Raw genomic sequence first — 21,980 nt, 5'->3', positions numbered from 1 at the left:
TGAATGGGAGGCCAAGCCTAGAATACTAGGGGCATGGGCCCAGAGGGGGAGGATTGTTGCAGTTTGTAACACTGTTTCTCATCCACAAAGACATGGCTCCCAACCCAGCTCTACCCCCCCATCTGTTGTCTTCTGCTTTTCTCCTTGAGGATTGGGAGCAGGGGCATTACGAGCACGTCATTCAGGTCTTGCAGCAGCGGCTCGAGCAGGGATCCCTGTCTCCAGAGCTGTATTGGGATCTGGGATCTGCCTATCTCCTGCTGGGTCGGGAACTGGAGGGGCAGCTTGCGTGGCAAGAGGGCTTGGCAATGCTGCATGCAGAGGGCGTGGCCGAATCCGAGGCCGCTTACCACCTGCTGAGGAGCTTGCAGGCTTTGGCGGAAAGCCTGTGGGAGAAGGGCCATTGGCCGCAGGCAGCAGCTCTGTATCGGCAGCTTCTGGAGTTGGGGGATGGACAGCTGGAGCTGTCTTCTGGCCAGGCTTTGGCTGCTCACCGCATTGGCCTGACCCAAGAGCGGAGCCGGCTGTGGGCTGCGGCAGCGGAGTGGTTTGAGCGGGCTTGCCAGCAGGATCCGACGGCGGCAGAGAGTTTTTGGCGCTGGGGCTTGGCCCTGATGAAGCTGGGCCGTTTGCGAGAGGCGATTTCCCCTCTGCAGGAGGCTGCGCGGCTGCGCCCTGAGTGGGGGGATCCCTGGGTACAGATGGGCCTGGCGTGGCTGGATCTGCAGGATCCAGTTCAGGCTGTGGGGTGTTTCCAGGCGGCTGAGGCGCGGGGCACCGGGACAGCGCAGCTCTACAGCTACTGGGCGGAAGCGGAAGTGCGGTTGGCTCACCCTGAGGCGGCTTGGGAGAAGGTTTGCCGAGCGGTGGCAGCGGAACGGAATTGGGTGCAGGCGTGGTGCGAGGGCAGTGGCAGAGAAAGCCCTCTGCGGTCTGGACTGGAGCAGGCATGCAGAGGGGAGGGCCCCGATTGCCTGCTGTACTCGGCTTGGCGGCAGCGTTGGGCTCCAGAAGGCGTTGCCCTTCAAGCGGACTCTTTTTCCCAGAACACCCCCCCTACAACCGACTTCTGGCCAGTGCCAACCCAAGGCTACCTCACCACCCGACAGTGGCATCAGGCCACGGGCGAAGGGGACTACCAACTGCTGGATCCAGGGGGGGTTCTCTGTCTAAAAGCGCCCCCTGCCGCTGATCCCGCCATTTTGCAAAAGTTGCGCCCGCAGCGCATCCCCTTGGCAGAGACCTTTGTCGCCCAGATCCCCCGAGGATCCGTCCACGTGGGCCACTATCCCCGCCACCTCTACGCCAGCTTTGCCAGCGGGGTGCTCACCCGCCGGGGAGAATTGCTCGCCGATCTATCCCTGAGCTTGCCGCCGCCGGAGTTCCTCGACTGGGACTACAGGCCAGATCACCTGCGACACCACCCCCTGCTGGGCTTGCCCCATCTTCCCCCGCCGATCCCACTGGATGGCCCCGTTGCCCTTTTGCCCTTGGGGGCAGTTAATTACTTTCACTGGATGGTGGATATTCTGCCGGCCCTCGATATCCTGCAGCGGTCGGGCGCCCTGGAAAAGGACATCCCCATCTTGATCCACGGGTATCAAAGAAAGCCCTTTCAGGTGCAGAGCTTGGCTGCTTTGGGGATCCCAGCCGAGCGCATCCTCAGCTTTGAGCAGTTGGGGGGATCCCATCTGCAAGCCCAAAACCTGATCGTGCCCTCGGCAGGCGCTCCGGTGGGGTGCTTGACGCCTAGGGGATTGGAGGTGCTGCGGCAACTGGCCCAGCCGAGTTTCTCCATCGACCCCCTGCAGCCGCGGCGGATTTACATCAGCCGTCGGTCTGCCCGCTGGCGGCGGGTGATCAACGAAGCGGAGGTGCTGGCCTGCTTGCGCCCCTGGGGATTTGCACCGGTGCAAATGGAAACCCTTTCTCTTCCCGAGCAAATAGCCCTGATGCAGGGGGCAGAGGCGGTGATCGGGATCCACGGGGCGGGCCTAACCAACCTCGCCTTTTGTCCACCCGGCACCACCGTCATCGAGATCTTGCCCAGCAATGCAGTGCTTCCCTATTTTTGGAGTATTGCTCAGGTGGCAGGGTTAAGGTATTTCCCCTTGGTGGCGCCTGTTTGCGATCCGGCTTTGGTGGCTCTTCTTTCCAGCCCCGATTTGGATCGAGAAGATGCCTGGGTTCGGATCCCGGACTTGCTGAATGTGCTGGAACAGACAGGGATCAAGGGATGATGGGATCGGAGGGACTCGAACCCTCACGTTCTTGAGGAACAACGGATTTTAAGTCCGTAGCGTCTACCATTCCGCCACGATCCCAATCTGTCGGCAATAGCCGTACTACTCTACCAAACTGCTTGCCTTGGGGGGGCAAGTCTTTAAGTTGGTTCACCCAGCCCTGCAGTGGAGGGTATGAAGTAGGGGATTGCTGCCCCTGCTGATGGGATCCCTGCTGTGCCCGCTGGCTTGAAGCTCCTACAACTTCTCTTTCAAAAAAACGTTGGCCACCCAGATCCCCACCACCGCCAAGGCGGCCATCCCATAAAAGGTATAGCTATAGCTGCCCAGCCTATCGCGAATTTGCCCCGCGATCATCGTTCCCACCAAGGCCCCAACTCCATAGGCGGTAAACACGATGCCGTAGTTCTGGGCGTAGCGTTCGGGATCAAACAAGCGCAGGGTCAGGGCGGGAGCCATGGCCAGCCACCCCCCCAGGCAAAACCAAAGCAAGGAAAAGGCTACCCAATAGCCCAGAAGGGATCCCTGGGGAGGCAGGAGCATTAGCCCACAGGCCAGCAGGATGAGCCCGTAGGATCCCGTAGTGACCTGATGGGGATGTAAGCGATCGGCCAACCAGCCAAACAGAGGACGGCTGATCCCGTTGAAAATGGCGAAGAGAGCCACGCTGTTGGCAGCCGCAGGGGGATCCAGGCCGATCAGCTCTTCCCCCACAGGACCAGAAATCCCAATGGCGCTTAAACCAACCAGGGTGCCGATGGCATAGCAGATCCACAGGCCATAGAAGGAGGGGTTCCTCAGCAGAGGGAGAGAGCGCCGAGAAGTCAACGGAGAGCGATCTGGGCCATTCGTGGATTTTCTTGGAAAAGGTGAGGAAGGGATCCAATCGGGGGGAGGAAATCTCAGTTGGGTTGCGATCCCCAAGATCACCGCTGCAAAGAGGATCCCCAAAATCAGCAGCGTAGGCCGAGCCCCCAGTGCCTCGATCAAGCAGTTGGCCAGGGGAGCAGTGAGCAGGGGAGATAGGCCAAAGCCGACAATGGTGGATCCCACCGCCAATCCCTTGCAATCGGGAAACCAACGGGCTGCCACGGCCATCGGCACCCCATAGGCAACCCCTACTCCGCTACCGGCAATCACCCCATAGCAGAGGGCAATCCACCCAATGGAGGGGGCGAAGCTGGCCAGCCCATAGCCCAGGCCCACCAAGCTGCCCCCCAGAGCCAGTACTCGGCGGGATCCCCAGCGGGGGATGACAAACCCTGTGATGGGCATGAGGGTAGCGTAGAACACGAGGGCAACGGTGTAGGGCAGCAGGCTCTCACTGGCCCCGATCCCCAGCTCTGTTTCCAGAGGCTTGCGGAAAATGCTCCAGGAATAGACGGTTCCCAGGCAAAGAAGAACCAGGAGCCCCAGGAGGATAAAAAGCCATCTCCCTCCATAGGCTGGTTGTCTATACAAAGTAATGGGGGATCCAACCCTTTTCATGGGTATTTGGAGCTTGTTAGAGCTGAGTTCAACCCATTCTCTCAGCCCTTTCGAGGATGAGCCGATAGGAATAGAATTGCTTGAATTGTTCAGCCAACCGTTGGCTAGAGGCGTTTGGCCTCTACTGTCTTGGGCAGAGACAAAGGCTCCGGCAGCTCCGGGATGGACAATTCCCAACCGTTGCTCAAGGTGAAAATGGTTTCCCCGGCCTCTGAACGGGTGGCCACAACCGATTCTTCCAGATCTTTTTTGGGAACGTAGACCATCAAATGCCCGTAGGCACTTTCGTGCAGGATGACTTTCATAGCCCTTTCTCCACAAGTTCCAGCTCTTGGGCACGGCACCCCACCACCAAGCCTTTGGCCAAGCAGTGGACGGCATAGACGTAAAACCGTTGTAGAAAGGTGCCAATGGAGATGACATAGCCTTCGTCGCCGGGAACGGCTAAGATTTTTCCCACCGGCTGGCCGAAGAAGGTGCCATCGTTGCGGATGACCTTACGGATGCGGACTTTGTCGCCCAGCTCAAATTGGGGAGGGCGATCCAGCTCCAGTTCGTCGCTCATGGGGTACCTCCTGTGATTTCTGCCAGCACCTGACAAAGCTCTTGGCGGGTTAGGCTGCGGCCTACTTGGCGCGCCCGTCGAGACACGGCTGCCAAAATGGCCTGAGATTTGGAAGTTTCCTTTCCGGACAAGCGGTTAGACAACATCGGGATGGCTCTCCTCTGGGATGGGTTCTGGAGTGTGTTGCGCCCATTGCGTCAGCGTTGCGCGGCAATAACGGGCCAGTTCCGCCGGTGGGATCGGATGCTTGCAGTGGGTGACGTGCTGCCGCACCTGTTCCAGGAGCTTTTCCAGTTGGCCAGGTGGGATCTGCTCGACAGGGATCCCGTGTTCCTTGAGGATCTGGAGCAGCAAATGCCTGCCGGAGTGTTTGCCCAACACCAGCCGCCGCTGGCTGCCTACCGCCTCTGGCGGGAAAGGCTCATAGGTCTGGGGATCCCGTAGCACTCCCGCCGCATGAATGCCCGACTCGTGGGCAAAGGCGTTGTCACCGACGATGGCCTTCCAGGGGGGGAGGGGAGCACCGCTGGCCCGCGCCACCTGTTGAGACAGCTCCCGCAGACGGCAGGTATCCACCCCAACGTCGATCCCCAAGGTGCAGCGCAGAGCCATCACCACCTCTTCCAGGGGGGCGTTGCCGGCTCGTTCCCCCAGGCCGTTGACGGTGGTGTTCACCGACTGAGCGCCGGCGCGGATTCCGGCCAAGGCATTGGCAGTGGCCATGCCCAGGTCGTCGTGGGTATGCATCTCCACAGGGATATCGATGGCCCGCACCAGACGGCGAATCTGCTTGTAGGTGCTAAAAGGATCCAAAACGCCCACCGTATCGCAGTAGCGGAAGCGCCGACAGCCCCAGCTCTGGGCCATTTGGGCCAACTCGATCACCTGCTCCAGGGGGGTGCGGCTGGCATCTTCTGCCCCCACCGAGACCCACAGCCCTTGCTCCAAGGCCATCTCCACGCATTGGCGCAACTGTCGCAGCAGCCGAGGGCGATCCCCTTGGAACTTGGCAGCGATTTGCCGATCCGAGACCGGCACGGAGATGTGGATCCGCTTGAGGCTGCAACGAATAGAGGCGAGGATATCGCTGGGCACAGCCCGGTTCCACCCCAGCAGGTGGGCCCGCAGCCCCAGGCTGAGCATGGCGCGAATGGCTTCCGTTTCCACGGCGCCCATGGCCGGGATCCCCACCTCAATTTCGGGTACGCCAATGGCATCCAAGAGGGCGGCAATGGAGATTTTCTCGGGGATTTGGAAGGCTACCCCTGCTGCTTGCTCCCCATCGCGCAGGGTGGTGTCGTTGATGGTAACAGAGGAATTCATGGGATCCATCCTCCAAGGCCTACGGCCTGACAAGGCAATCGGTAACCGTCGATGGTGCTCCGCACCGCTAGCGGGACCCCGGTTGCGTCAGGGCAATCATGTCCAGGGTAGAAAGCTCAACCAAGTTGCCGCAGAATTCATCAGATTCCTGTAAGGCTTGGCTGTTCCTCTTAGCGGGGTGGAGTCTTTGGAGCAGGGGATCCTTGACAAAGTCCGACAAAGTCCGGCCTTTGGGATCCCGCTGCTCTGGCCATCAACGAATTAAGTCGAAGGAGATGTCGGTTTTGCCGGGGATGATGCTGCGCCGATCTGCCTCATCCAGAATGGTGTTGACAATCCAGTTAAGGAGGTTGAGCGCCCCCACATAGCCATAGGTGGGGTAGCGGTGCAGGTGGTGGCGGTCGAAGATGGGGTAGCCGATGCGCACCAAAGGTGTGCCCGTATCCCGCCATAGGTATTTGCCGTAGGAATTGCCGATCAGCAGATCCACCGGCTCGGTGAACATCAGAGAGCGCAGATGCCAGAGATCCTTGCCCCCCCAGACGGTTGCCCCCTGCCCATAGGGACTGGAGGCCAGCAGTGCCCGCGCCTCGGCTTCGAACTCCTCGTTGCTGTTGGTCACCACCACATGGATCGGCTCCGCTCCCAGCTCCAGCAACAGGCTGAGCAAGCCCATCACCAGATCCGGATCCCCATACAGGGCTACCCGCTTGCCGTGGATCCACGCTTGGGAGTCCGTGAAAGCATCCACCGCCCGGCCCCGTTCGATCTCCAGCTCGGCGGGAATGGGCTTGCCCGTTAACTGGGATAGCTGCATCAAAAACTCATCTGTGCCCCGAATACCCACTGGCCGCGCCGTCAGGGTGGGCCGACCCGAGGCCTCTGCTAGAAACTCCAGGGTCTTGGGCGTGGTGTAGCGCTGGAAGGAAAAAGTAGCCTCGGCGTTGAGGCATTGGGCAGCCGCCTCCAAAGGGGTTCCTCCGGGATACATGTGGAAAGTGCCGTCGTTGGGCGAATCCAAATAGTCGGAGTTGTCCGCCAGCAGGGTCAGCGGGATCCCGAATAAGCCGAAGATGCGCTTGATCTCCCGCAAGTTGCCCATGTAGGTATCGAAACCGGGGATGACGTTGATGTAGCCATTGCTACCCGTGCGGCCCACCGGCTCGGTGAGGGTGCTGAGAATGCTCTTGAGCATGTTGTCGTAGCCGGTGATGTGGGATCCCACAAAGCTTGGCGTGTGGGCATAGGGCACCGGGAAGTTGTGGGGAATAACTCCCTCATTTCTGGCCGTGGTGATGAAGGCTCCCAGGTCATCCCCGATCACCTCCGCCATGCAGGTGGTGCACACGGCGATCATCTTGGGCTTGTAGAGGGCGTAGGCATTTTCCAGTCCCTCGATTAGGTTTTTGAGGCCGCCAAACACCGCCGCATCTTCCGTCATCGAGGTGGAGACCGCCGAAAAGGGCTCCTTAAAGTGGCGGGTGAGATGGGTGCGAAAATAGGCCACACACCCCTGGGATCCATGGACAAAGGGCAGAGTTCCCTCAAAGCCGACAGCGGCGAAGATGGCCCCTAAGGGCTGGCAAGCCTTGGCAGGGTTTATCGTCAAAGCTTCCCGCTGAAAGTTTTTCTCCCGGTATTCCCAAGATTTTGTCCATTCGGCCACCCGGGCCACTTCTTCTGGGGAAGGGAGATCTTCAAAGGTTTGCTTGCACTGCAGAAGCGCCTGATACTCCGGATCTTGAAACAGGCGGGCATGATCTTTGATGTCTTGGATATCTTGCGGCATGGTCGGTCTCCTAATGAGGGGCAGGGGAAGGAAGGGCCGTTGGCGTCTGGGATCCCGGCGGCAAGCTAAGACTTCCAGGGGGCTTTGACCAGATCCCAGGTGGGGCTATTCAAAGCCAAATCCATATCGCGAGCGAACACGGCAAAGCCGTCGTAGCCGTGGTAGGGGCCGGAGTAGTCCCAAGAGTGCATCTGGCGGAAGGGCAAAGCCATCTTTTGAAAGACGTACTTCTCCTTGATGCCGGAGGCGATGAGATCTGGCTTCAACCTCTTGGCAAATTCTTCAAACTCGTAGCCGGACACGTCATCGTAGATGAGGGTGCCGTCGTCGATGTACTGGGTGGTGCGCTTGTAGTCGTCGCCGTGGCCGAATTCGTAGCCGGTGGCAATCACCTCCATGCCCAGCTCCCGGAAGGCCGGGATGACGTGGCGGGGCCGCAGTCCGCCCACCATCAGCATCACCCGCTTGCCCTCCAGGCGGGGACGGTACTTGGCAATGACAGCCTCGCTCTGGGGCTGGTACTTGGCGATCACCTGCTCCGCCTTGGCCTGAATGGTCTCGTCGAACCGCTGGGCGATGGCCCGCAGGGATTTGGCAATTTGGGTAGGGCCAAAGAAATTGAACTCCAGCCAGGGGATCCCGTAGGCTTCCTCCATGTGGCGGCAGATGTAGTTCATGGATCGGTAGCAGTGGATGAGATTCAGCTTCACCCGAGGGGCAAGCAGCATCTCGTTCCAGGTGCCATCGCCGGAAAACTGGGTCACTACCCGCAGGCCCATCTCCTCCAGCAAAATCCGGGAAGACCAAGCGTCGCCGCCGATGTTGTAGTCCCCAATCAGGGCCACATCATAAGGGCCGGGCTCAAAGTTGAGGGATCCCTCCTTCGCTTTCTTGTCAGCAATGGGCAGAACCCAGTCCCGCACCGTATCGTTAGCAATGTGGTGGCCCAGGGACTGGGAGACCCCCCGAAAGCCTTCGCAGCGCACCGGTACCACCGGCTTGCCAATTTCTTTGGAAACTCTCTTGGCCACTGCCTCGATGTCATCCCCGATCAAGCCGACGGGGCATTCGGACTGGATGGTAATGCCTTTGGCCAAGGGGAAGAGTTCGCTGGCTTCCACCAAGAGTTTGGCCAGTTTTTTGTCCCCCCCGAACACCACATCCCGCTCCTGAAAATCGGAGGTGAACTGCATGGTGCCGAAGGTGTTCACCCCGGTGATTCCCACGTAGTAATTGCGCCGTCCCGACCAGGAGTAGTAGCCGCAGCCCACGGGGCCGTGGCTGAGGTGGATCATGTCTTTGACCGGCCCCCACACCACTCCTTTGGAACCGGCGTAAGCACAGCCGCGGGTGGTCATGACGCCGGGGATGGATTTAATGTTAGATTTTACTCCGCAATCTGCTTTGCCCTCGTCATAGACGTTGAGGTGCTTAGCTCTCTTTTTCTGAGCTTTTTCGGGGTAGGTTTCCAGAACCTCCGTTACGATTTTCCGGGTTTCCTCTTTGAGGGTACTTTTCAGAGTAGTCATGAGAACCTCAGCTATTGGGTGTCATGGATAAAAGCCACAGTGCGAAGGGGGGCTGAGGGAGGAAACCAGCTACCCCCAGCCCGTCTTTTCGGGGATCAGACAGGGGCCAGCTCTTTTTCGGTTTTGCCGATGAGGTGGGCGATTTTCTGGTCGTCGTCCAAAACGCCGAACTCTATCAACAACTGTTCCAGCTCATCCATAGAGATGGGGGTGGGGATCCTCAGATCCGTGTTGTTGATGATCTTTTTGGCCAAGGCCCGATACTCGTCAGCTTGGTTGCAGTCGGGGGAGTACTCGATCACCGTCATGCGGCGCAATTCTGCGTGCTGAACCACATTGTCGCGGGGGATGAAGTGCAGCATCTTGGTGTTGAGCTTTTCGGCCAGAGCCTCGATCAGCTCGATCTCGCGATCCACCTTGCGGCTGTTGCAGATCAGGCCACCCAAACGCACGCCGCCAGAGTAGGCGTATTTCAGCACGCCGCGGGCGATGTTGTTGGCCGCATACATGGCCATCATTTCGCCGGAGCAAACAATGTAGATCTCTTGGGCCTTGCCCTCCCGAATGGGCATGGCAAAACCGCCGCAGACCACGTCCCCCAGCACGTCGTAGCAGACAAAGTCCAGATCCTCGTAGGCACCGTTTTCTTCCAAGAAATTGATGGCGGTGATGATGCCTCGTCCGGCACAGCCAACGCCAGGCTCGGGGCCACCAGACTCCACACAGCGCACCCCTCTGTAGCCGGTGAGAACCACTTCTTCCAGCTCCACGTCTTCTACGGATCCCCGCTCAGCCGCCAGGTGAAGGACGGTGGTCTGGGCTTTGCAGTGCAACATGAGGCGGGTGGAATCGGCCTTCGGGTCGCAGCCGACGATCATGATCCGCTGTCCCAATTCGGCCATACCGGCAACGGTATTCTGACAGGTGGTGGATTTGCCGATACCGCCTTTGCCGTAGAATGCAATTTGTCTCATGGTTCAGTTCTCCTAATGAAGACTTGAGGAAAAACTTGAGGGCGACTTAAGGGTTAGAAATCTCTTGCCAATGGGCGCAACTGGTCGCATTAGCGAGACGGGATCCTTACTGCAAAGGATTTCAGCTCGCGGGAAGGCAGCCTTGGATCCCTTGGAATCCAAAAGCAAACCGGTTGAACGGTGGGGCTCTCCCGAATCGAGGCAGGAGATGGGGGAAGCGACGGGGAGTAACAGTGGGGCAGATCATAGGGCTCTCAGGCTTATCGAGAATGGGCAACTAGAGGGCATGCACGGTTAAGGTGGGCCACACCTGTTCTTGCAGGCGGGTTTCGATGAGCAACCGCAGGGTGTTTTGCTGGCTGGGGCAGGTGGTGCAGGATCCCTTGAGGCGCACCCACACCTGATCCCCTTCCAGGTCGTAAAGCTCCACATCGCCGCCATCGGCCAACAGCAGCGGGCGAACTTCCTCCTCCAGGACGGCCTGAATGCGGGCGATCTTTTGCAAGGTGGTGAGGGGAGAGGGAGCAGCGGGAGAGGGCTCTGTCTGGTTTTGGGAGTTCCCTTTTGAATTTCTTGAATCTTCTGAAGGGGTTGCGTCAGTCTCGGCCAGAACAGCGGCGATCAGGTCTTCAATCTGGGCCAGGCAGGAACCACAGCCACCACCCGCTTTGCTGTAGGCTGTTACTTCCTCAGCGGAGGTGAGGTGGTTTTCCCGGATCAAGCGGCGGATCTTTTGCTCGCTGACGCCAAAGCAGGAGCAGACCAAAGCGCTGTCATCATCCGTGTGGTCAGGCAGAGGAAGGCCGCGATAGCTGTAGATGGCTGCCTCCAGAGCCTCTTGCCCCATCACCGAGCAGTGCATCTTGGCGGGGGGCAGGCCGCCTAGGTAGTCAGCGATTTGGCGGTTGTCGATCCGCAGGGCTTCATCCAGAGTGAGGCCGGTGATCAGCTCCGTCAGAGCCGAGGAAGAGGCGATGGCGCTGGTGCAGCCGAAGGTTTGGAAGCTGGCAGCCAAGATGCGCTCGCTGGCCTCGTCCACCTTTAAGTAGAGCCGCAGGGCATCGCCGCAGGTGATGCTGCCCACTTCTCCAACCACCACCCGAACACCAGGCTCGGAGCTGGGATCCATTGCCCCTTGGTTTTTGGGGTGGTAGAAGAGTTCCAAAACTTTTTCGCTGTAGTCCCACATGGCTGGATCCTGAGTTGAGGATGCTAACGGTCGAGGGAAGATGAGTTTGAGGGGGGTCAGCGGCGAGCCAGTTCCCGTTCCTGCTGTTGCAGCCAGTCTTCCGCCTCGTGGCTGAAGGGGGAGATGGCCCGCAAATGCTCGATGATCCCCGGCAAAACCTCCAGCACCCGCTCCACCTCTGCCGGCTGGGTAAAGCGGGAGAGGCTGAAGCGGATCGAGCCGTGCAAAACGGTGTAGGGCAGGCGCATGGCCCGCAGCACATGGGAGGGTTCCAGGGATCCGGAAGTGCAGGCGGAGCCGGAGGAGGCGCAGATGCCGTATTTGTTCAGCCAGAAGAGGATCGCTTCCCCTTCCACGAACTTGAAGCCCAAGTTGGTGGTGTTGGGCAGCCGCTGAGTGGGGTGGCCGTTAACCTGGACATCCGGGATCCGCTGCAGCAAGCCCTGCTCCAGGCGATCCCGCAGCAGCCGCTCATGGGGATCCCCCAGGTGGGCTTGGGCCAGCTCCGCTGCCTTGCCCAGGGCGATGATGCCCGGCACATTTTCCGTCCCGGCGCGGCGGCCTCGCTCCTGATGCCCTCCCAGCAGCAAAGGACGGAAGCGCAAGCCCCGCCGCACATAGAGGGCGCCGATCCCCTTGGGGGCATGCAGCTTGTGCCCGGAAAGGGTGAGGAGATCCACTGGCAGGCGCTGCAGATCGAGGGGGATTTTGCCCACCGCCTGTACTGCGTCCACATGGACAACAGCCCCATAGCTGCGAGCCAGGGATCCCACCGCCTCGATGGGGAAAAGCACGCCCGTCTCGTTGTTGGCGGCCATGCAGCTCACCAGGGCAGTATCGCCGGTCAGGGCTGCCTCCAGCTCCAGCAAGTCCAGGCAGCCTTGCTCATCCACCGAGAGGTAGGTGACGCGGTAGCCTTGTTTTTCCAGGTGCTTGCAGACATTCAGCACTGAAGCATGCTCCACCTGCGTGGTGATGAGGTGGCGCTTCTGGGGTTGGGCTGCCAAGGCTGCATAAATGGCCGTGGTGTTGCCTTCGGTGCCGCCACTGGTGAAGACGATCTCCGTCGGGTCGGCTCCCAGAAGGGCTGCCACCTGTTCGCGGGCTTGGTTGAGGGCACGCCCCACCTGGCCGCCAAAACTGTGCATCGAGGAGGGGTTGCCGTAGAAGGTCTGCAAATAGGGCAGCATCGCCTCCAGAACCAGGGGATCCACAGCGGTGGTGGCGTTGTTGTCCAGGTAGATCACAGGGTTCATACAGGCTCCGGTACAAGATAGGGGTTGGGCAAAGTTAAACGGCTTGCGGAGCGTGAGAATGGCACTGCTTTGGGCAAATGCGGGCGCAAGCCTGACAGCCGATGCAGAGGGCAGCGTTGAGGATGGTCATCACCTTACGCTCGCTTTCCTCTTCCTCTTCGTTGTCGACAAACTCGCCGTCTTCGTTGAGGGCTCTGAGGGCAAACACACCACGGCCACAGACTTTGAGGCAACGGCTACAGCCGAGGCAGCGGGTGATATCCAGGCTTTCGATAAACTGTGGGATCCAGGGCAGTCCGCCTTTGGTGAGAGCAGTTGCAGTAGCCATAGCCAAGCTCCAAAGCGAGATTTTTAGGATCGGGGAGATTTGCTGTCCAGGGCCTGGTTGACCAACCAGGTGCGGTAAAACTTGAGGGCCACCGTTTCGATGAGGTCGTAGTCTTCCACCACTTCGATGCCGGCCTCGCGAATACGCTTCATGGGGCAATCGCCGATCTTGGAGACCAGCACGGCTCGGCAATCCCTGATGAGATCCAGGATTTGCTCTAGGTTGTTGTCCTCCCCGGATCCCCCGTGGCAGTACTGCGGGATCTTGCGGTGGCCGACAAACTGCGCCCCACGGGCGTTGACCTCGTAGATCAAAAACTCCCGCGCATGGCCGAAGTGGCGATTGACCAAGCCACCGCCTTTGCTGGCCACGGCCACCAGGATGGAGGGGCTGTCGGGAGGCAGGTCGGCTGTCCAGTGGGTCGGGGCTGCCTGCTGCTGAGCTTGCAGTTGGGCAATGCTTGCCTGTACCTGGCGGCGTTTTTCGGGGTCGTACTCGGGGGTCATCTGCATAAAGCGCTCCTTGGTGAACTCTTGGCTGCGGTCTTCCCCCAGAAGGCCCACCGCGTCCGCCCGACACTGGCGACAGTGGCGCATCATCCGCATGTTGCCGGAGCACCGATCTTGCAGGGCTTTCAACTCCTGAGGGGTGGGGCCCCGCTGGCCGATAAGGCCGAAGTAGGTGCCGTGTTCAGGCGCCGAGATCAGGGGCATGATGTTGTGCAAGAAAGCCCCTTTCTCCTGGATCACCCGGTTCACTTCCAAGAGGTGGGTGTCGTTGATGCCGGGAATGAGAACGGAGTTGACTTTGCAGAGGATGTCTGCCTCCCGCAGCAGATCCAGGCTTTCCATCTGCCGTTCGTGCAGGATGCGGGCTGCCTCCACCCCTCGAATGCGCTTGCGCCGCCAGCGGATCCAGGGGTAGATCTTGGCTCCGATCTCTGGATCCACCATGTTGATGGTCAGGGTGACGTGGTCGATGTTCAGCCGTTTGATCTCGTCGATGTAGTCCGGCAACATCAGGCCGTTGGTGGAAAGGCAAAGCTTGAGATCCGGGGCTTTCTCGGCGATGCGGGCAAAGGTTTCGAAGGTTTGCTTGGGGTTGGCCAAGGGATCCCCAGGCCCAGCAATGCCCACCACCGTCAGTTGCGGGATCTTGCCGGCAATCACCAGCACTTTGTGGGCGGCTTCCGCCGGGGTCAGCAGCTCGCTGACCACACCGGGCCGGCTCTCGTTGGCACAGTCGAACTTGCGGTTGCAGTAGTTGCACTGGATGTTGCAGGCGGGGGCTACCGCCACGTGCATGCGGGCGTAGTGATGGTGAGCCGCTTCGCTGTAGCAGGGATGGGTGGCGATGCGCTGCTGCAGATGAGGGGGGAGGGCCTGGCGGGGGCTGCTGCTGCAAGCGCAGGCCGATGGGGAAGGGGATCCCTGGCGGGGCGGAGTTGAAAGGGGCGGCATAGTGGGGTCAACCAGGGGATAGAACGTTACTGGCGGTTATATCAACCGCCCTCTGCCCGCTCCGTTGCACTCAGCCCGGTAGAACTGATCGAGTTTATTGGCTTTGTACTCAAGACCTGCAAAGCCTGATGGCAGGCCAAATCCAACTTTTTTTAGGGGTCAAGGGTCTGGTTTTTCAAGGCCGGGGATGCCGTATTTTGACCCAAAGGGGCGGGGGATCCGGCTGTGGGGAGGATCCCCGGAATCCCTGATTCGACAAGGGCTTGGGGCAATGCTTAAGAAATACTAAAAATCTGCTCAGATGCACTCAAGCGCCGCAGCCTCGGCTGCGTTTTGCATCAATTGCTACGATTTAATATCGTATCAGCCCAAAAGTGTACTGAAAATAGCCGTTTGAGTTTGAGGAAAGATCCCCCTGGGGCAAAGTCCTCGCCAAGGAAGTGAAGACTATTGCGGCGGCAGGCCGTCGGACTTTCTTGTTGTGACAGGGGGGATGTACTCGCTCAAATACCCATACCCTTCCCCAAAAATACCGGATCCCTGCGGGCAAAAGACTCAACCCCCTGCCCTCAGAAAAACTTTTTTTGCCCTCTGGGCCAAGCTTCCAGGGTTTGAGTACATCGGCAATAACTCAATCAATCCTGATCGCCCGCTGCCAAGCCTGAGCCCCTGCAGCCGCTTGCTATAAGCGGGGGATATAAGCGGGGGAACAGAAACCCAACGGTTCTGCCCTCTGCTGAGACTCCCTCCTGCTTCCCAACCGGTGAGCTTATGTCCCCCCTTGTTTCTCCCCCACCGAAAACGGCTGAAGTGCTGCAGGTGCCCCGTTGCGATCGCTGGCGGATTCTCTACCGTCTGCAGGAGCTGGATTTGACCTGTGGCTGTACCCCGACCGGCCAACTGTGGGTGATGATTCGCACCCCCACCGAAGCCCTCCTCGTCCACAGTGTGCTCCGCCTTTTCGCCCTTGACCGCTCTGGCTGGCTGAATTGGTTGGATCGCTGCTGGTCTCTCCAAACCTGGGATCCCCCTGAGAGATCTGCAGGAGGGGATGACCACCCCTGAACCTCTGCCGTTTGCCTCCTTGCTTCTCCTGTTCACCTCGTTTTGGTAGCGCCAATGAGCACTCCATCCCCCTCGACTCGCTCCTTCCAACAAGTCCGAGACAACCCCGTTCACCTGGGACGGGAGATCACGGTTCCCATCTGCGAGGGCCTCAACCTAGTTTGGGCCAGTCTTCAGGGGCTGTATTTGCAGTATCTGAAGCACCATCTGGTTGTGGAAGGAGCAGAGTTCTACTCAATTCACCAATTTTTCAACGAAAGTCTACAGGAAGTTCAGAACCACGCCCATGAGGTGGGGGAGCGCCTGAACGGCCTGGGTGGGATCCCGGCCTCCAGCTTTGCCAAGCTGGCGGAGCTGTGCTGCTTCAGCCCGGAAGGGGACGATGCATTGGCCGTGCGGCCCATGCTGGAAGCGGATTTGCGGGCCGAGCAAAGCCTGATCGATCTGCTGCGTCGCCAGGCGGCTCTGGCGGAAAGTGTTGGGGATCGCGCCACCCGTCACCTCTACGAGCAGATTTTGCTGCGGACGGAAGAACGGGCCTTTCACCTGGCCCACTTTCTGGCTGCCGACAGCTTGGTTTTGGGCTTGTCCCCATCCTAGCTTGCCCATCTACGCCCACCCCTCGTTTTGGGAGACTCTGCCATGCTTACCCCCGATCGGGCGCCGCTGCTCCAGTTTTTGCAAGTCGAGCTTGGGATCCCGGAATCCGCCCTCACCTTCGCCCTGAAACGGCATGGGTGTGAACAGGGCCCCCTGCCGATGATCCTCTGGCATTACGGGCTGATTTCCTTGGAGCAACTGGAGCAGATTTTTGAATGGTGTGCTCCCCCTCCTCTTGTTACCAATTCTACCCATTCGGAGGTTTAAGCCATGACTTATCCCTACCCTTCTCTTCCCTTTCCCAGAGTCGGCAACCCTTTGGGATGGCTCGGCCTGGTTTTGAACTCAATTTTCAGATCCGCCCTGAAGTGGCCGCGCCGCTGGCTCAACAGCATTGAAATTCGGGGATCCCGGCAGGCGCGTTGGATTTGTCGTTTGATCCCGGCTTCCTGTCCCTTTGAGCGGGATATCCGACTGGGATCCCGCACCGTTCACATTCCGGCCCTCTGTCGCATCAACCCCCTCTACGAGGAGATCATCGCCCTGCGGCTGCGGGCGGCGGCTTATCTGGCCGAAGCTGCGGCTCAACCCCAGCCCCCCTCTTCTCAGGAGATCCCATCATGCCCTTGATCAGCCGGACTAAAGTGGCGGAGCTGCTCAACGAGACCGCCTGCGAGCACAACCACAAGAAAGACGGCAAAGGCAAAAACAAAGTCTGTGCCGAGCAAGCCAAGCCAGGAGGAGCGCAGGGAGGCTGTGCCTTTGACGGGGCTTCGATTGCCCTGGTGCCGATCGCCGATGCCGCCCATCTAGTACATGGGCCAATCGCCTGCAGCGGCAACTCTTGGGGGACGCGGGGCAGCCTCTCTTCTGGCCCCCAGCTTTATCGGGTGGGCTTCACCACCGATCTGAGCGAGAACGAGATCATCTTCGGGGGGGAGGAAAAGCTGTTCCAGGCCATCCTTGACTTGCAGGCCAAATACCAGCCTGCCGCCATTTTTGTCTATCTCACTTGTGTAACTGCCCTCATTGGCGACGATGTGGAGGCCGTGTGTCAGCGGGCCAGCCGCCAGCTTGGGATCCCGGTCATTCCGGTGAATGCGCCCGGCTTTGTGGGCAGCAAAAACCTAGGCAACCGTCTGGCCGGAGAAGCCCTGCTGGACTATGTGATCGGCACCGCCTCCCCGGAGTACACCACTCCCCGCGACATTAACCTCATCGGCGAGTACAACATTGCCGGCGAGCTGTGGGATGTCTTGCCTCTGTTTGACGAGCTGGGGATCCGCATCTTGGCCAAGATCACCGGCGATGGCCGCTACCACGAGATCTGTACCGCCCACCGGGCCAAGCTAAACGTTCTCATCTGCGCTAAAGCCTTGCTCAATGTGGGCCGCAAGATGCAGGAGCGCTATGGGATCCCCTACATTGAGGCTTCCTTTTACGGGCTGCAGGAGATGAACCACTGCCTACGGGCCATTGCCCAAGGGCTGAAGGATCCCGAACTGCAGGAGCGTACCGAGGCCCTCATCGAGCGGGAAACTCGCGCCACCGAGGCGGCTTTGGCCCCCTACCGGCAGCGGCTGGCGGGCAAACGAGTTGTCCTTTATACCGGCGGGGTGAAAAGTTGGTCGATCATCTCCGCCGCTCGAGATCTGGGGATGCAGGTAACGGCCACCAGCACCCGCAAAAGCACCGAAGAAGACAAAGCCCGCATCCGCGAGCTGCTTGGCCAGGATGGCATTCTCTTGGACAAGGGCAGCCCGCAAGAGCTGCTCAAGGTGGTGGAGCGCACGAAAGCGGACTTGCTCATCGCCGGCGGACGCAACCAGTACACCGCCCTCAAGGCCCGCATCCCCTTTCTGGACATCAACCAGGAGCGGCACCATGCCTATGCCGGCTATCGCGGCCTGGTGAACTTGGCGCGGGAGATCGATGCCGCCCTCCACAGTCCCATTTGGGAGCAGTTGCGACGGCCTGCCCCCTGGGAGACCTCAGCAGCAAAGGAGGTGGGAGGATGGCCCAGTTGATTCAAGAACGCAAGCCCCTCAGCGTCAACCCCCTCAAACTCAGCGCTCCGCTGGGGGCGGCCCTGGCCTTTCTGGGGATCAAGGGCTGTCTGCCGCTCTTCCACGGTTCCCAAGGCTGTACGGCCTTTGCCAAAGCGCTGCTGGTACGTCATTTCCGCGAGGCCATTCCCATGTCCACCACTGCCATGTCCGAAGTGGACACCATCTTGGGAGGCGAGGAGAATGTCGAAGCTGCCATCCTCACCTTGGTGGAGAAGGCCCAGCCGGAGCTGATTGGTCTTCTGACCACCGGCCTCACGGAAACCCGCGGGGACGATATGCCGCGCATCCTGCGGGAGCTGCGCCGACGCCAGCCGCAATTGCAGGATCTGCCCATCGTCTTGGCCTCCACGCCTGACTTTAAGGGATCTCTGCAAGACGGCTATGCCATCGCCGTCAACAGCTTGGTCAGCACCCTGCCGGAATCGCCGTCGGGATCCGTCCGCCCTGCCCAGGTAACGGTGCTGTGCGGGCCTGCCCTCACCCCTGCCGACGCCCAGGAGATCAAAGAAATGGCGGAGGCTTTTGGCCTAGAGCCGATCCTGGTGCCGGATCCCGCGGGTTCCCTGGACGGACACTTGGGCACCGGCTTTAGGGCGACCCCAGACGGCGGCACCACCCTTGAGCAATTGCGCCAGCTCGGGCGATCCGGCCTCACCATAGCTGTCGGCGAGAGCATGCGCCCTGCCGCTCAGATCCTGGCCCAGCGCTTTGGCACCCCCTATCGGGTTTTCCCCCACCTGACCGGTCTCAAGGCTGTGGATCCCTTTTTGGCAACCTTGGCCGATCACAGCCAGCAGCCGGTGCCCTCTCGCTACCGCCGCCAGCGCAGCCAAGTCCAGGATGCCCTCCTGGATTGCCACTTTTTCTTCGGCAACCAGCGGATTGCCTTGGCCCTAGAAGCCGATCTGCTCTGGGGGTGGGTGGACTGGCTGCTGGATATGGGCTGTCAGATCCAGGCGGCCATCAGTCCCACACCGGATCCCCACTTGAGCACCCTTCCCATTGAGGCAGTGCGGGTGGGAGATCTGGGGGATCTGGAGGAGCTAGCACCCGGGGCTGACCTGCTGGTGGGCAACTCCCACGTGGCGCGCCTGGGCAAGCGGCTGGGGATCCCAGTGCATCGAATGGGGATCCCTATCTTCGACCGGCTGGGGGCCAACCACATCTGTCAGGTGGGCTATCGCGGCACCCTATCCCAACTGTTTGCCGTCGGCAACCTGCTGATGGAGCAGGAGGAAGCCCGTCACCCCAGCCCACCCCAGGTTTCTAGGCAGGGATTCTAAGGGATCCAGAGCTTCGAAGGGCAGCCCAAGTGCCCCTAGCTCCCCCAAACCCTCAAGTTCACGTTTCTAAGGAGAACGCCTATGCAAGTGGCCTTTACAACCCGCGACGGCAAGCACGTCAATGCCCACTTTGGCTGGGCCAACCAGATCGACCTCTACGAAGTCACCCCCGAAGGCTACCGATTTTGTAAGACCCTCACCTTTGGGGGCAACTTGGAGGCAGATGGCAACGAGGACAAGCTGGTGCCCAAGCTGCAGGCTTTGGCCGATGTCACCCTCATCTACGTGGCTGCCATTGGCAGCAGTGCCGCCGCCCGCCTGATCAACCGCCGCATCACCCCCATCAAAGTGCAGTCGGAAGAAGAATCCATCGAGAGCTTGTTGCAGCGCCTGGTAACCACCCTGCACAATCCTCCCCCCTGGCTGCGCAAAGTGCTCTTGGCCGAGCGCGCCCGCAAAGCCGAAGCCCCAAATCCCTCTACTTCCCCTGCGGAGGTTTAGCCATGACGGTTACCCCTCTTTCCCCCTCGACCAGCCCCATCCTGCAGGAGATCGTCCGCCAGCTGCGGGCGGCGGATCCCTACGGCACCTACCGCACCTGGAGTGATGAGTTGCTGCTCAAGCCCTTTGTCGTCACCAAAGCCCAAAAACGCCAGATATCCCTCGAAGGGGAGGTGGATCCGGCAGTGCGGAGCCGCATCCTCATCTACTACCGCGCCATTGCCGCCCTGATCGAAAAGGAGACGGGCCTCCTGGCTCAGGTGGTGCTGGATCTCAACAGCGAAGGCTTTGGTTGGGTGCTGGTCTTCTCGGGGCGGCTGTTGTTGGTGGTCAACACCCTGCGAGACGCCCATCGCTTTGGCTTTGACTCCCTCGAACAGCTCAGCGAAAAAGCCACTGCCCTTATCGACAAAGGGATCCAACTGGCCCGAACCTACCCCGAGGTGGGCCGGCTGTAGCCGCCTGCCTCCCCTTTTGTCTGTGCAGCAATTTCTTTAGCCATCAGGAGTGCCTTGCCCATGTTGAATGAGAGTGACGTTGAGAATGTTGTGAACGGCCTGGATTTCGAGCCCTTTGAACACCTGTCTGCCGACCAGCTCCGCAGCGAGATCAAGCGCCTAAACAGCAAAGCAGGCCAACTGAAAATGGATCTGCACGATCTGGCCGAGGGGCTACCCGACGGGTTCGAGCGACTCCCCGACTTGGCAGCCCGCACCTATGCCCTGTTTGCCCGGCTGCACACCCTCAGACAACGCTTGAAAACCCTGGAGACCTGCCGATGAGTTGGAACCACAACCGCCGTTGGAAAGACTTCCAAGCCCTAGTCAATGCCGAGGATTATTTCGCTTTTTTCGAGCTCCCCTACGATCCGCGGGTGGTCAACGTGAATCGCCTGCATATCTTACGCAAATTCGCTCAGTATCTGGCTCCTCTGGAGCACTTCCAGGGCAGCGAAGAAGAATGGCTGGAGCAAGCCCGGCAAGCGCTGGAAAAAGCGTACCAAACCTTTCTCACCTCTACTCCGCAGCAGGAGAAGCTATTCCGAGTCTTTCAAGACTACGGTTGTCCAGATGCTGTCGGCGGCTGTGCCGGCTGCAGCTCTTTGGGAGAGCGGGGCGAATGCAGCCCTGGGATCCCTGCCTAAGCTCCCTTGTTTACCCCTCGTCAACTCTCTGGAGACTCCATCATGGCTACCTACACAGTTCACTTGGTTAACCCAAAACGACGGCTCGACACCTATATCTCAGTAGATGAAGATTCGACCATCCTAGAAGCGGCTGAGGATCAAGATGTGGATTTGCCCTCTTCCTGCCGCTCCGGTAGTTGTTCCTCTTGCGTGGCCAAAGTGGTAGAAGGAGAAGTCGATCAATCGGAGCAAACCTTTCTGGATGAGGAGCAAATAGCCAAAGGATTTGTGCTGCTCTGCGTGGCTAAACCTCGCTCCAATTGTACGATTCGCACTCACCAGGAAGCTTACTTGGTTTGATAGATCGCTGCTTCCAAGCTGCTCGCAAATGGACTCGGGCAAGGCTCAAATGGCCTCTTCTAAGATTAGGGATCCCTGTATGTTGGCCCCGCCCACCGTCCCTAAGATCTCAATAACCATATCTCCTCTCCAACTCATGAAGGTTGGAGAAGAAGGTCGCATCTACCAACTGCGCGGATCCGAAGCTGCTTGCGCCCAATTGCAGCAAATGGGTCTCACTCCAGGTACCTATCTCCAGGTTATCCAACGTCACCCTGAGTGGATCCTACTCCTATCCAGTGGCCAACTTTCCCTTCCTGCTCATTTAGCTAAACCCATCTGGGTTTACATGGATCCCCGTTGCGCCTTGATGTCTACCCAAGAACCGAATAAGAAAACAATCTTAAATTTGCCAAGAGCCTTCTAAAATGTAGTCTATTTACCCAATTTTTAATTTGCAATGAGAGACACTCAAGGTAAGCACATCTCTTCATAATCTATCTTGATTTGGGAGCAAAGCTATGAACACCTGTTTGCTACACCTGGGCTCCATCCTTAAAGCTGCTGAAGAGCTTAGCCTTGTGGAAAAGCCATTTCCCAAGTTGCAACACATTCAACTCTGCACAGGGCTCAGCCCAGAAGAAATCGTGCGGGCGCTGGAGCTAGAACCCAATCCCTTGGGTTGGCATCTAGAGCCAAGCCACAACCTTGCCGATGAATCGACGTATTGGGTGGGCGGACGACCTTGTGTCGGCTTGGTTATTGAGCGTTTCGCCTGACACTTGTTGCAGTTCGGATCCCTAAAAGGCTCTCAAGGAGGGAGGAGTAGCCTGCAAAGCCATCTCAAAAGTTC

The 21,980-nt window shown here is 59.3% G+C and carries 26 protein-coding genes and 1 tRNA gene; 14 read left to right on the top strand and 13 right to left on the bottom strand.

Annotated elements, in window-relative coordinates; translation table 11 throughout:
• The first annotated feature begins 56 nt into the window (after window positions 1–56).
• On the top strand, window positions 57–2,240 hold the full coding sequence (locus ACVWYZ_RS02005) for a glycosyltransferase 61 family protein (protein WP_457465736.1): 2,184 nt from the start codon (window positions 57–59) through the stop codon (window positions 2,238–2,240).
• Here the strand turns inward: ACVWYZ_RS02005 and ACVWYZ_RS02000 are convergent.
• The 13 genes from ACVWYZ_RS02000 to nifB form a co-directional block, all read right to left on the bottom strand.
• Window positions 2,241–2,324, bottom strand: a tRNA-Leu gene (locus tag ACVWYZ_RS02000).
• A gap of 156 nt (window positions 2,325–2,480) precedes the next feature.
• Window positions 2,481–3,737: an L-lactate MFS transporter gene (locus tag ACVWYZ_RS01995; protein WP_457465772.1), complete on the bottom strand. Its 1,257-nt coding sequence runs from the start codon at window positions 3,735–3,737 to the stop codon at window positions 2,481–2,483.
• Window positions 3,738–3,835: 98 nt separating this feature from the next.
• Window positions 3,836–4,036 (bottom strand): putative nitrogen fixation protein NifT, encoded by a 201-nt coding sequence (gene nifT / locus ACVWYZ_RS01990; protein ID WP_011430645.1) that lies wholly within the window; start codon window positions 4,034–4,036, stop codon window positions 3,836–3,838.
• Window positions 4,033–4,296, bottom strand: coding sequence for a nitrogen fixation protein NifZ (locus ACVWYZ_RS01985; RefSeq protein ID WP_011430646.1), 264 nt, complete (start codon window positions 4,294–4,296; stop codon window positions 4,033–4,035). Before ACVWYZ_RS01985 ends, nifT begins: the two co-directional genes overlap by 4 nt.
• Window positions 4,293–4,442, bottom strand: coding sequence for a hypothetical protein (locus ACVWYZ_RS01980; protein ID WP_011432085.1), 150 nt, complete (start codon window positions 4,440–4,442; stop codon window positions 4,293–4,295). Before ACVWYZ_RS01980 ends, ACVWYZ_RS01985 begins: the two co-directional genes overlap by 4 nt.
• Window positions 4,432–5,619 (bottom strand): homocitrate synthase, encoded by a 1,188-nt coding sequence (gene nifV / locus ACVWYZ_RS01975; protein WP_457465734.1) that lies wholly within the window; start codon window positions 5,617–5,619, stop codon window positions 4,432–4,434. Before nifV ends, ACVWYZ_RS01980 begins: the two co-directional genes overlap by 11 nt.
• 253 nt (window positions 5,620–5,872) lie before the next feature.
• Window positions 5,873–7,408: a nitrogenase molybdenum-iron protein subunit beta gene (nifK, locus tag ACVWYZ_RS01970; RefSeq protein ID WP_414355676.1), complete on the bottom strand. Its 1,536-nt coding sequence runs from the start codon at window positions 7,406–7,408 to the stop codon at window positions 5,873–5,875.
• Window positions 7,409–7,473: 65 nt separating this feature from the next.
• Window positions 7,474–8,937: a nitrogenase molybdenum-iron protein alpha chain gene (gene nifD, locus ACVWYZ_RS01965; RefSeq protein WP_457465732.1), complete on the bottom strand. Its 1,464-nt coding sequence runs from the start codon at window positions 8,935–8,937 to the stop codon at window positions 7,474–7,476.
• Between the two features lie 95 nt (window positions 8,938–9,032).
• Window positions 9,033–9,911 (bottom strand): nitrogenase iron protein, encoded by an 879-nt coding sequence (nifH, locus tag ACVWYZ_RS01960; protein WP_011430651.1) that lies wholly within the window; start codon window positions 9,909–9,911, stop codon window positions 9,033–9,035.
• Between the two features lie 277 nt (window positions 9,912–10,188).
• Window positions 10,189–11,100 (bottom strand): Fe-S cluster assembly protein NifU, encoded by a 912-nt coding sequence (gene nifU / locus ACVWYZ_RS01955; protein WP_414355673.1) that lies wholly within the window; start codon window positions 11,098–11,100, stop codon window positions 10,189–10,191.
• Window positions 11,101–11,156: 56 nt separating this feature from the next.
• Window positions 11,157–12,356, bottom strand: a complete 1,200-nt coding sequence (gene nifS / locus ACVWYZ_RS01950; protein ID WP_457465729.1) for a cysteine desulfurase NifS — start codon at window positions 12,354–12,356, stop codon at window positions 11,157–11,159.
• A gap of 34 nt (window positions 12,357–12,390) precedes the next feature.
• The gene (gene fdxB, locus ACVWYZ_RS01945; protein ID WP_414373898.1) at window positions 12,391–12,684 is read right to left on the bottom strand and encodes a ferredoxin III, nif-specific; all 294 of its coding nucleotides are present in this window, start codon (window positions 12,682–12,684) and stop codon (window positions 12,391–12,393) included.
• A gap of 23 nt (window positions 12,685–12,707) precedes the next feature.
• A complete protein-coding gene (gene nifB / locus ACVWYZ_RS01940; protein ID WP_457465728.1) occupies window positions 12,708–14,144 on the bottom strand; it encodes a nitrogenase cofactor biosynthesis protein NifB in 1,437 nt (478 codons plus the stop codon).
• Between the two features lie 771 nt (window positions 14,145–14,915).
• Between nifB and ACVWYZ_RS01935 the strand changes: the two genes are divergently transcribed.
• The 13 genes from ACVWYZ_RS01935 (at window position 14,916) to ACVWYZ_RS01875 (ending at window position 21,906) form a co-directional block, all read left to right on the top strand.
• Window positions 14,916–15,209, top strand: a complete 294-nt coding sequence (locus ACVWYZ_RS01935) for an Asr1405/Asl0597 family protein (protein ID WP_011430657.1) — start codon at window positions 14,916–14,918, stop codon at window positions 15,207–15,209.
• A 54-nt stretch (window positions 15,210–15,263) separates the two neighbouring features.
• On the top strand, window positions 15,264–15,809 hold the full coding sequence (locus ACVWYZ_RS01930; RefSeq protein WP_011430658.1) for a ferritin-like domain-containing protein: 546 nt from the start codon (window positions 15,264–15,266) through the stop codon (window positions 15,807–15,809).
• 42 nt (window positions 15,810–15,851) lie between these two features.
• On the top strand, window positions 15,852–16,076 hold the full coding sequence (locus ACVWYZ_RS01925; protein ID WP_011430659.1) for a DUF2949 domain-containing protein: 225 nt from the start codon (window positions 15,852–15,854) through the stop codon (window positions 16,074–16,076).
• 3 nt (window positions 16,077–16,079) lie between these two features.
• Window positions 16,080–16,439 carry a Mo-dependent nitrogenase C-terminal domain-containing protein gene (locus ACVWYZ_RS01920; RefSeq protein WP_011430660.1) on the top strand — a complete coding sequence of 120 codons (360 nt, stop codon included), beginning with the start codon at window positions 16,080–16,082 and terminating at the stop codon, window positions 16,437–16,439.
• Complete coding sequence (nifE, locus tag ACVWYZ_RS01915) at window positions 16,430–17,836, top strand: nitrogenase iron-molybdenum cofactor biosynthesis protein NifE (RefSeq protein WP_099887423.1); 1,407 nt, start codon at window positions 16,430–16,432, stop codon at window positions 17,834–17,836. Before ACVWYZ_RS01920 ends, nifE begins: the two co-directional genes overlap by 10 nt.
• Window positions 17,824–19,161: a nitrogenase iron-molybdenum cofactor biosynthesis protein NifN gene (nifN, locus tag ACVWYZ_RS01910; protein ID WP_457465726.1), complete on the top strand. Its 1,338-nt coding sequence runs from the start codon at window positions 17,824–17,826 to the stop codon at window positions 19,159–19,161. Before nifE ends, nifN begins: the two co-directional genes overlap by 13 nt.
• Window positions 19,162–19,242: 81 nt before the next feature.
• Window positions 19,243–19,662 carry a nitrogen fixation protein NifX gene (nifX, locus tag ACVWYZ_RS01905; RefSeq protein WP_414342057.1) on the top strand — a complete coding sequence of 140 codons (420 nt, stop codon included), beginning with the start codon at window positions 19,243–19,245 and terminating at the stop codon, window positions 19,660–19,662.
• Window positions 19,663–19,664: 2 nt separating this feature from the next.
• Entirely contained in the window at window positions 19,665–20,120 is a 456-nt protein-coding gene (locus tag ACVWYZ_RS01900; RefSeq protein ID WP_457465724.1) for a NifX-associated nitrogen fixation protein, read from the top strand.
• A gap of 60 nt (window positions 20,121–20,180) precedes the next feature.
• Window positions 20,181–20,444, top strand: a complete 264-nt coding sequence (locus ACVWYZ_RS01895; protein WP_011430665.1) for a CCE_0567 family metalloprotein — start codon at window positions 20,181–20,183, stop codon at window positions 20,442–20,444.
• Window positions 20,441–20,806 carry a nitrogenase-stabilizing/protective protein NifW gene (gene nifW, locus ACVWYZ_RS01890; RefSeq protein ID WP_414522058.1) on the top strand — a complete coding sequence of 122 codons (366 nt, stop codon included), beginning with the start codon at window positions 20,441–20,443 and terminating at the stop codon, window positions 20,804–20,806. Before ACVWYZ_RS01895 ends, nifW begins: the two co-directional genes overlap by 4 nt.
• Window positions 20,807–20,848: 42 nt before the next feature.
• Window positions 20,849–21,148, top strand: coding sequence for a 2Fe-2S iron-sulfur cluster-binding protein (locus tag ACVWYZ_RS01885; protein ID WP_099813376.1), 300 nt, complete (start codon window positions 20,849–20,851; stop codon window positions 21,146–21,148).
• 28 nt (window positions 21,149–21,176) lie between these two features.
• On the top strand, window positions 21,177–21,554 hold the full coding sequence (locus tag ACVWYZ_RS01880; protein ID WP_457465722.1) for a FeoA family protein: 378 nt from the start codon (window positions 21,177–21,179) through the stop codon (window positions 21,552–21,554).
• Between the two features lie 94 nt (window positions 21,555–21,648).
• A complete protein-coding gene (locus ACVWYZ_RS01875; RefSeq protein WP_011432066.1) occupies window positions 21,649–21,906 on the top strand; it encodes a hypothetical protein in 258 nt (85 codons plus the stop codon).
• Window positions 21,907–21,980: the final 74 nt, after the last annotated feature.

The sequence above is a fragment of the Thermostichus sp. MS-CIW-37 genome, assembly GCF_054060065.1.
The sequence above is the reverse complement of the archived record's forward strand: the minus strand, read 5'-3'. Positions and strand labels throughout refer to the sequence as shown.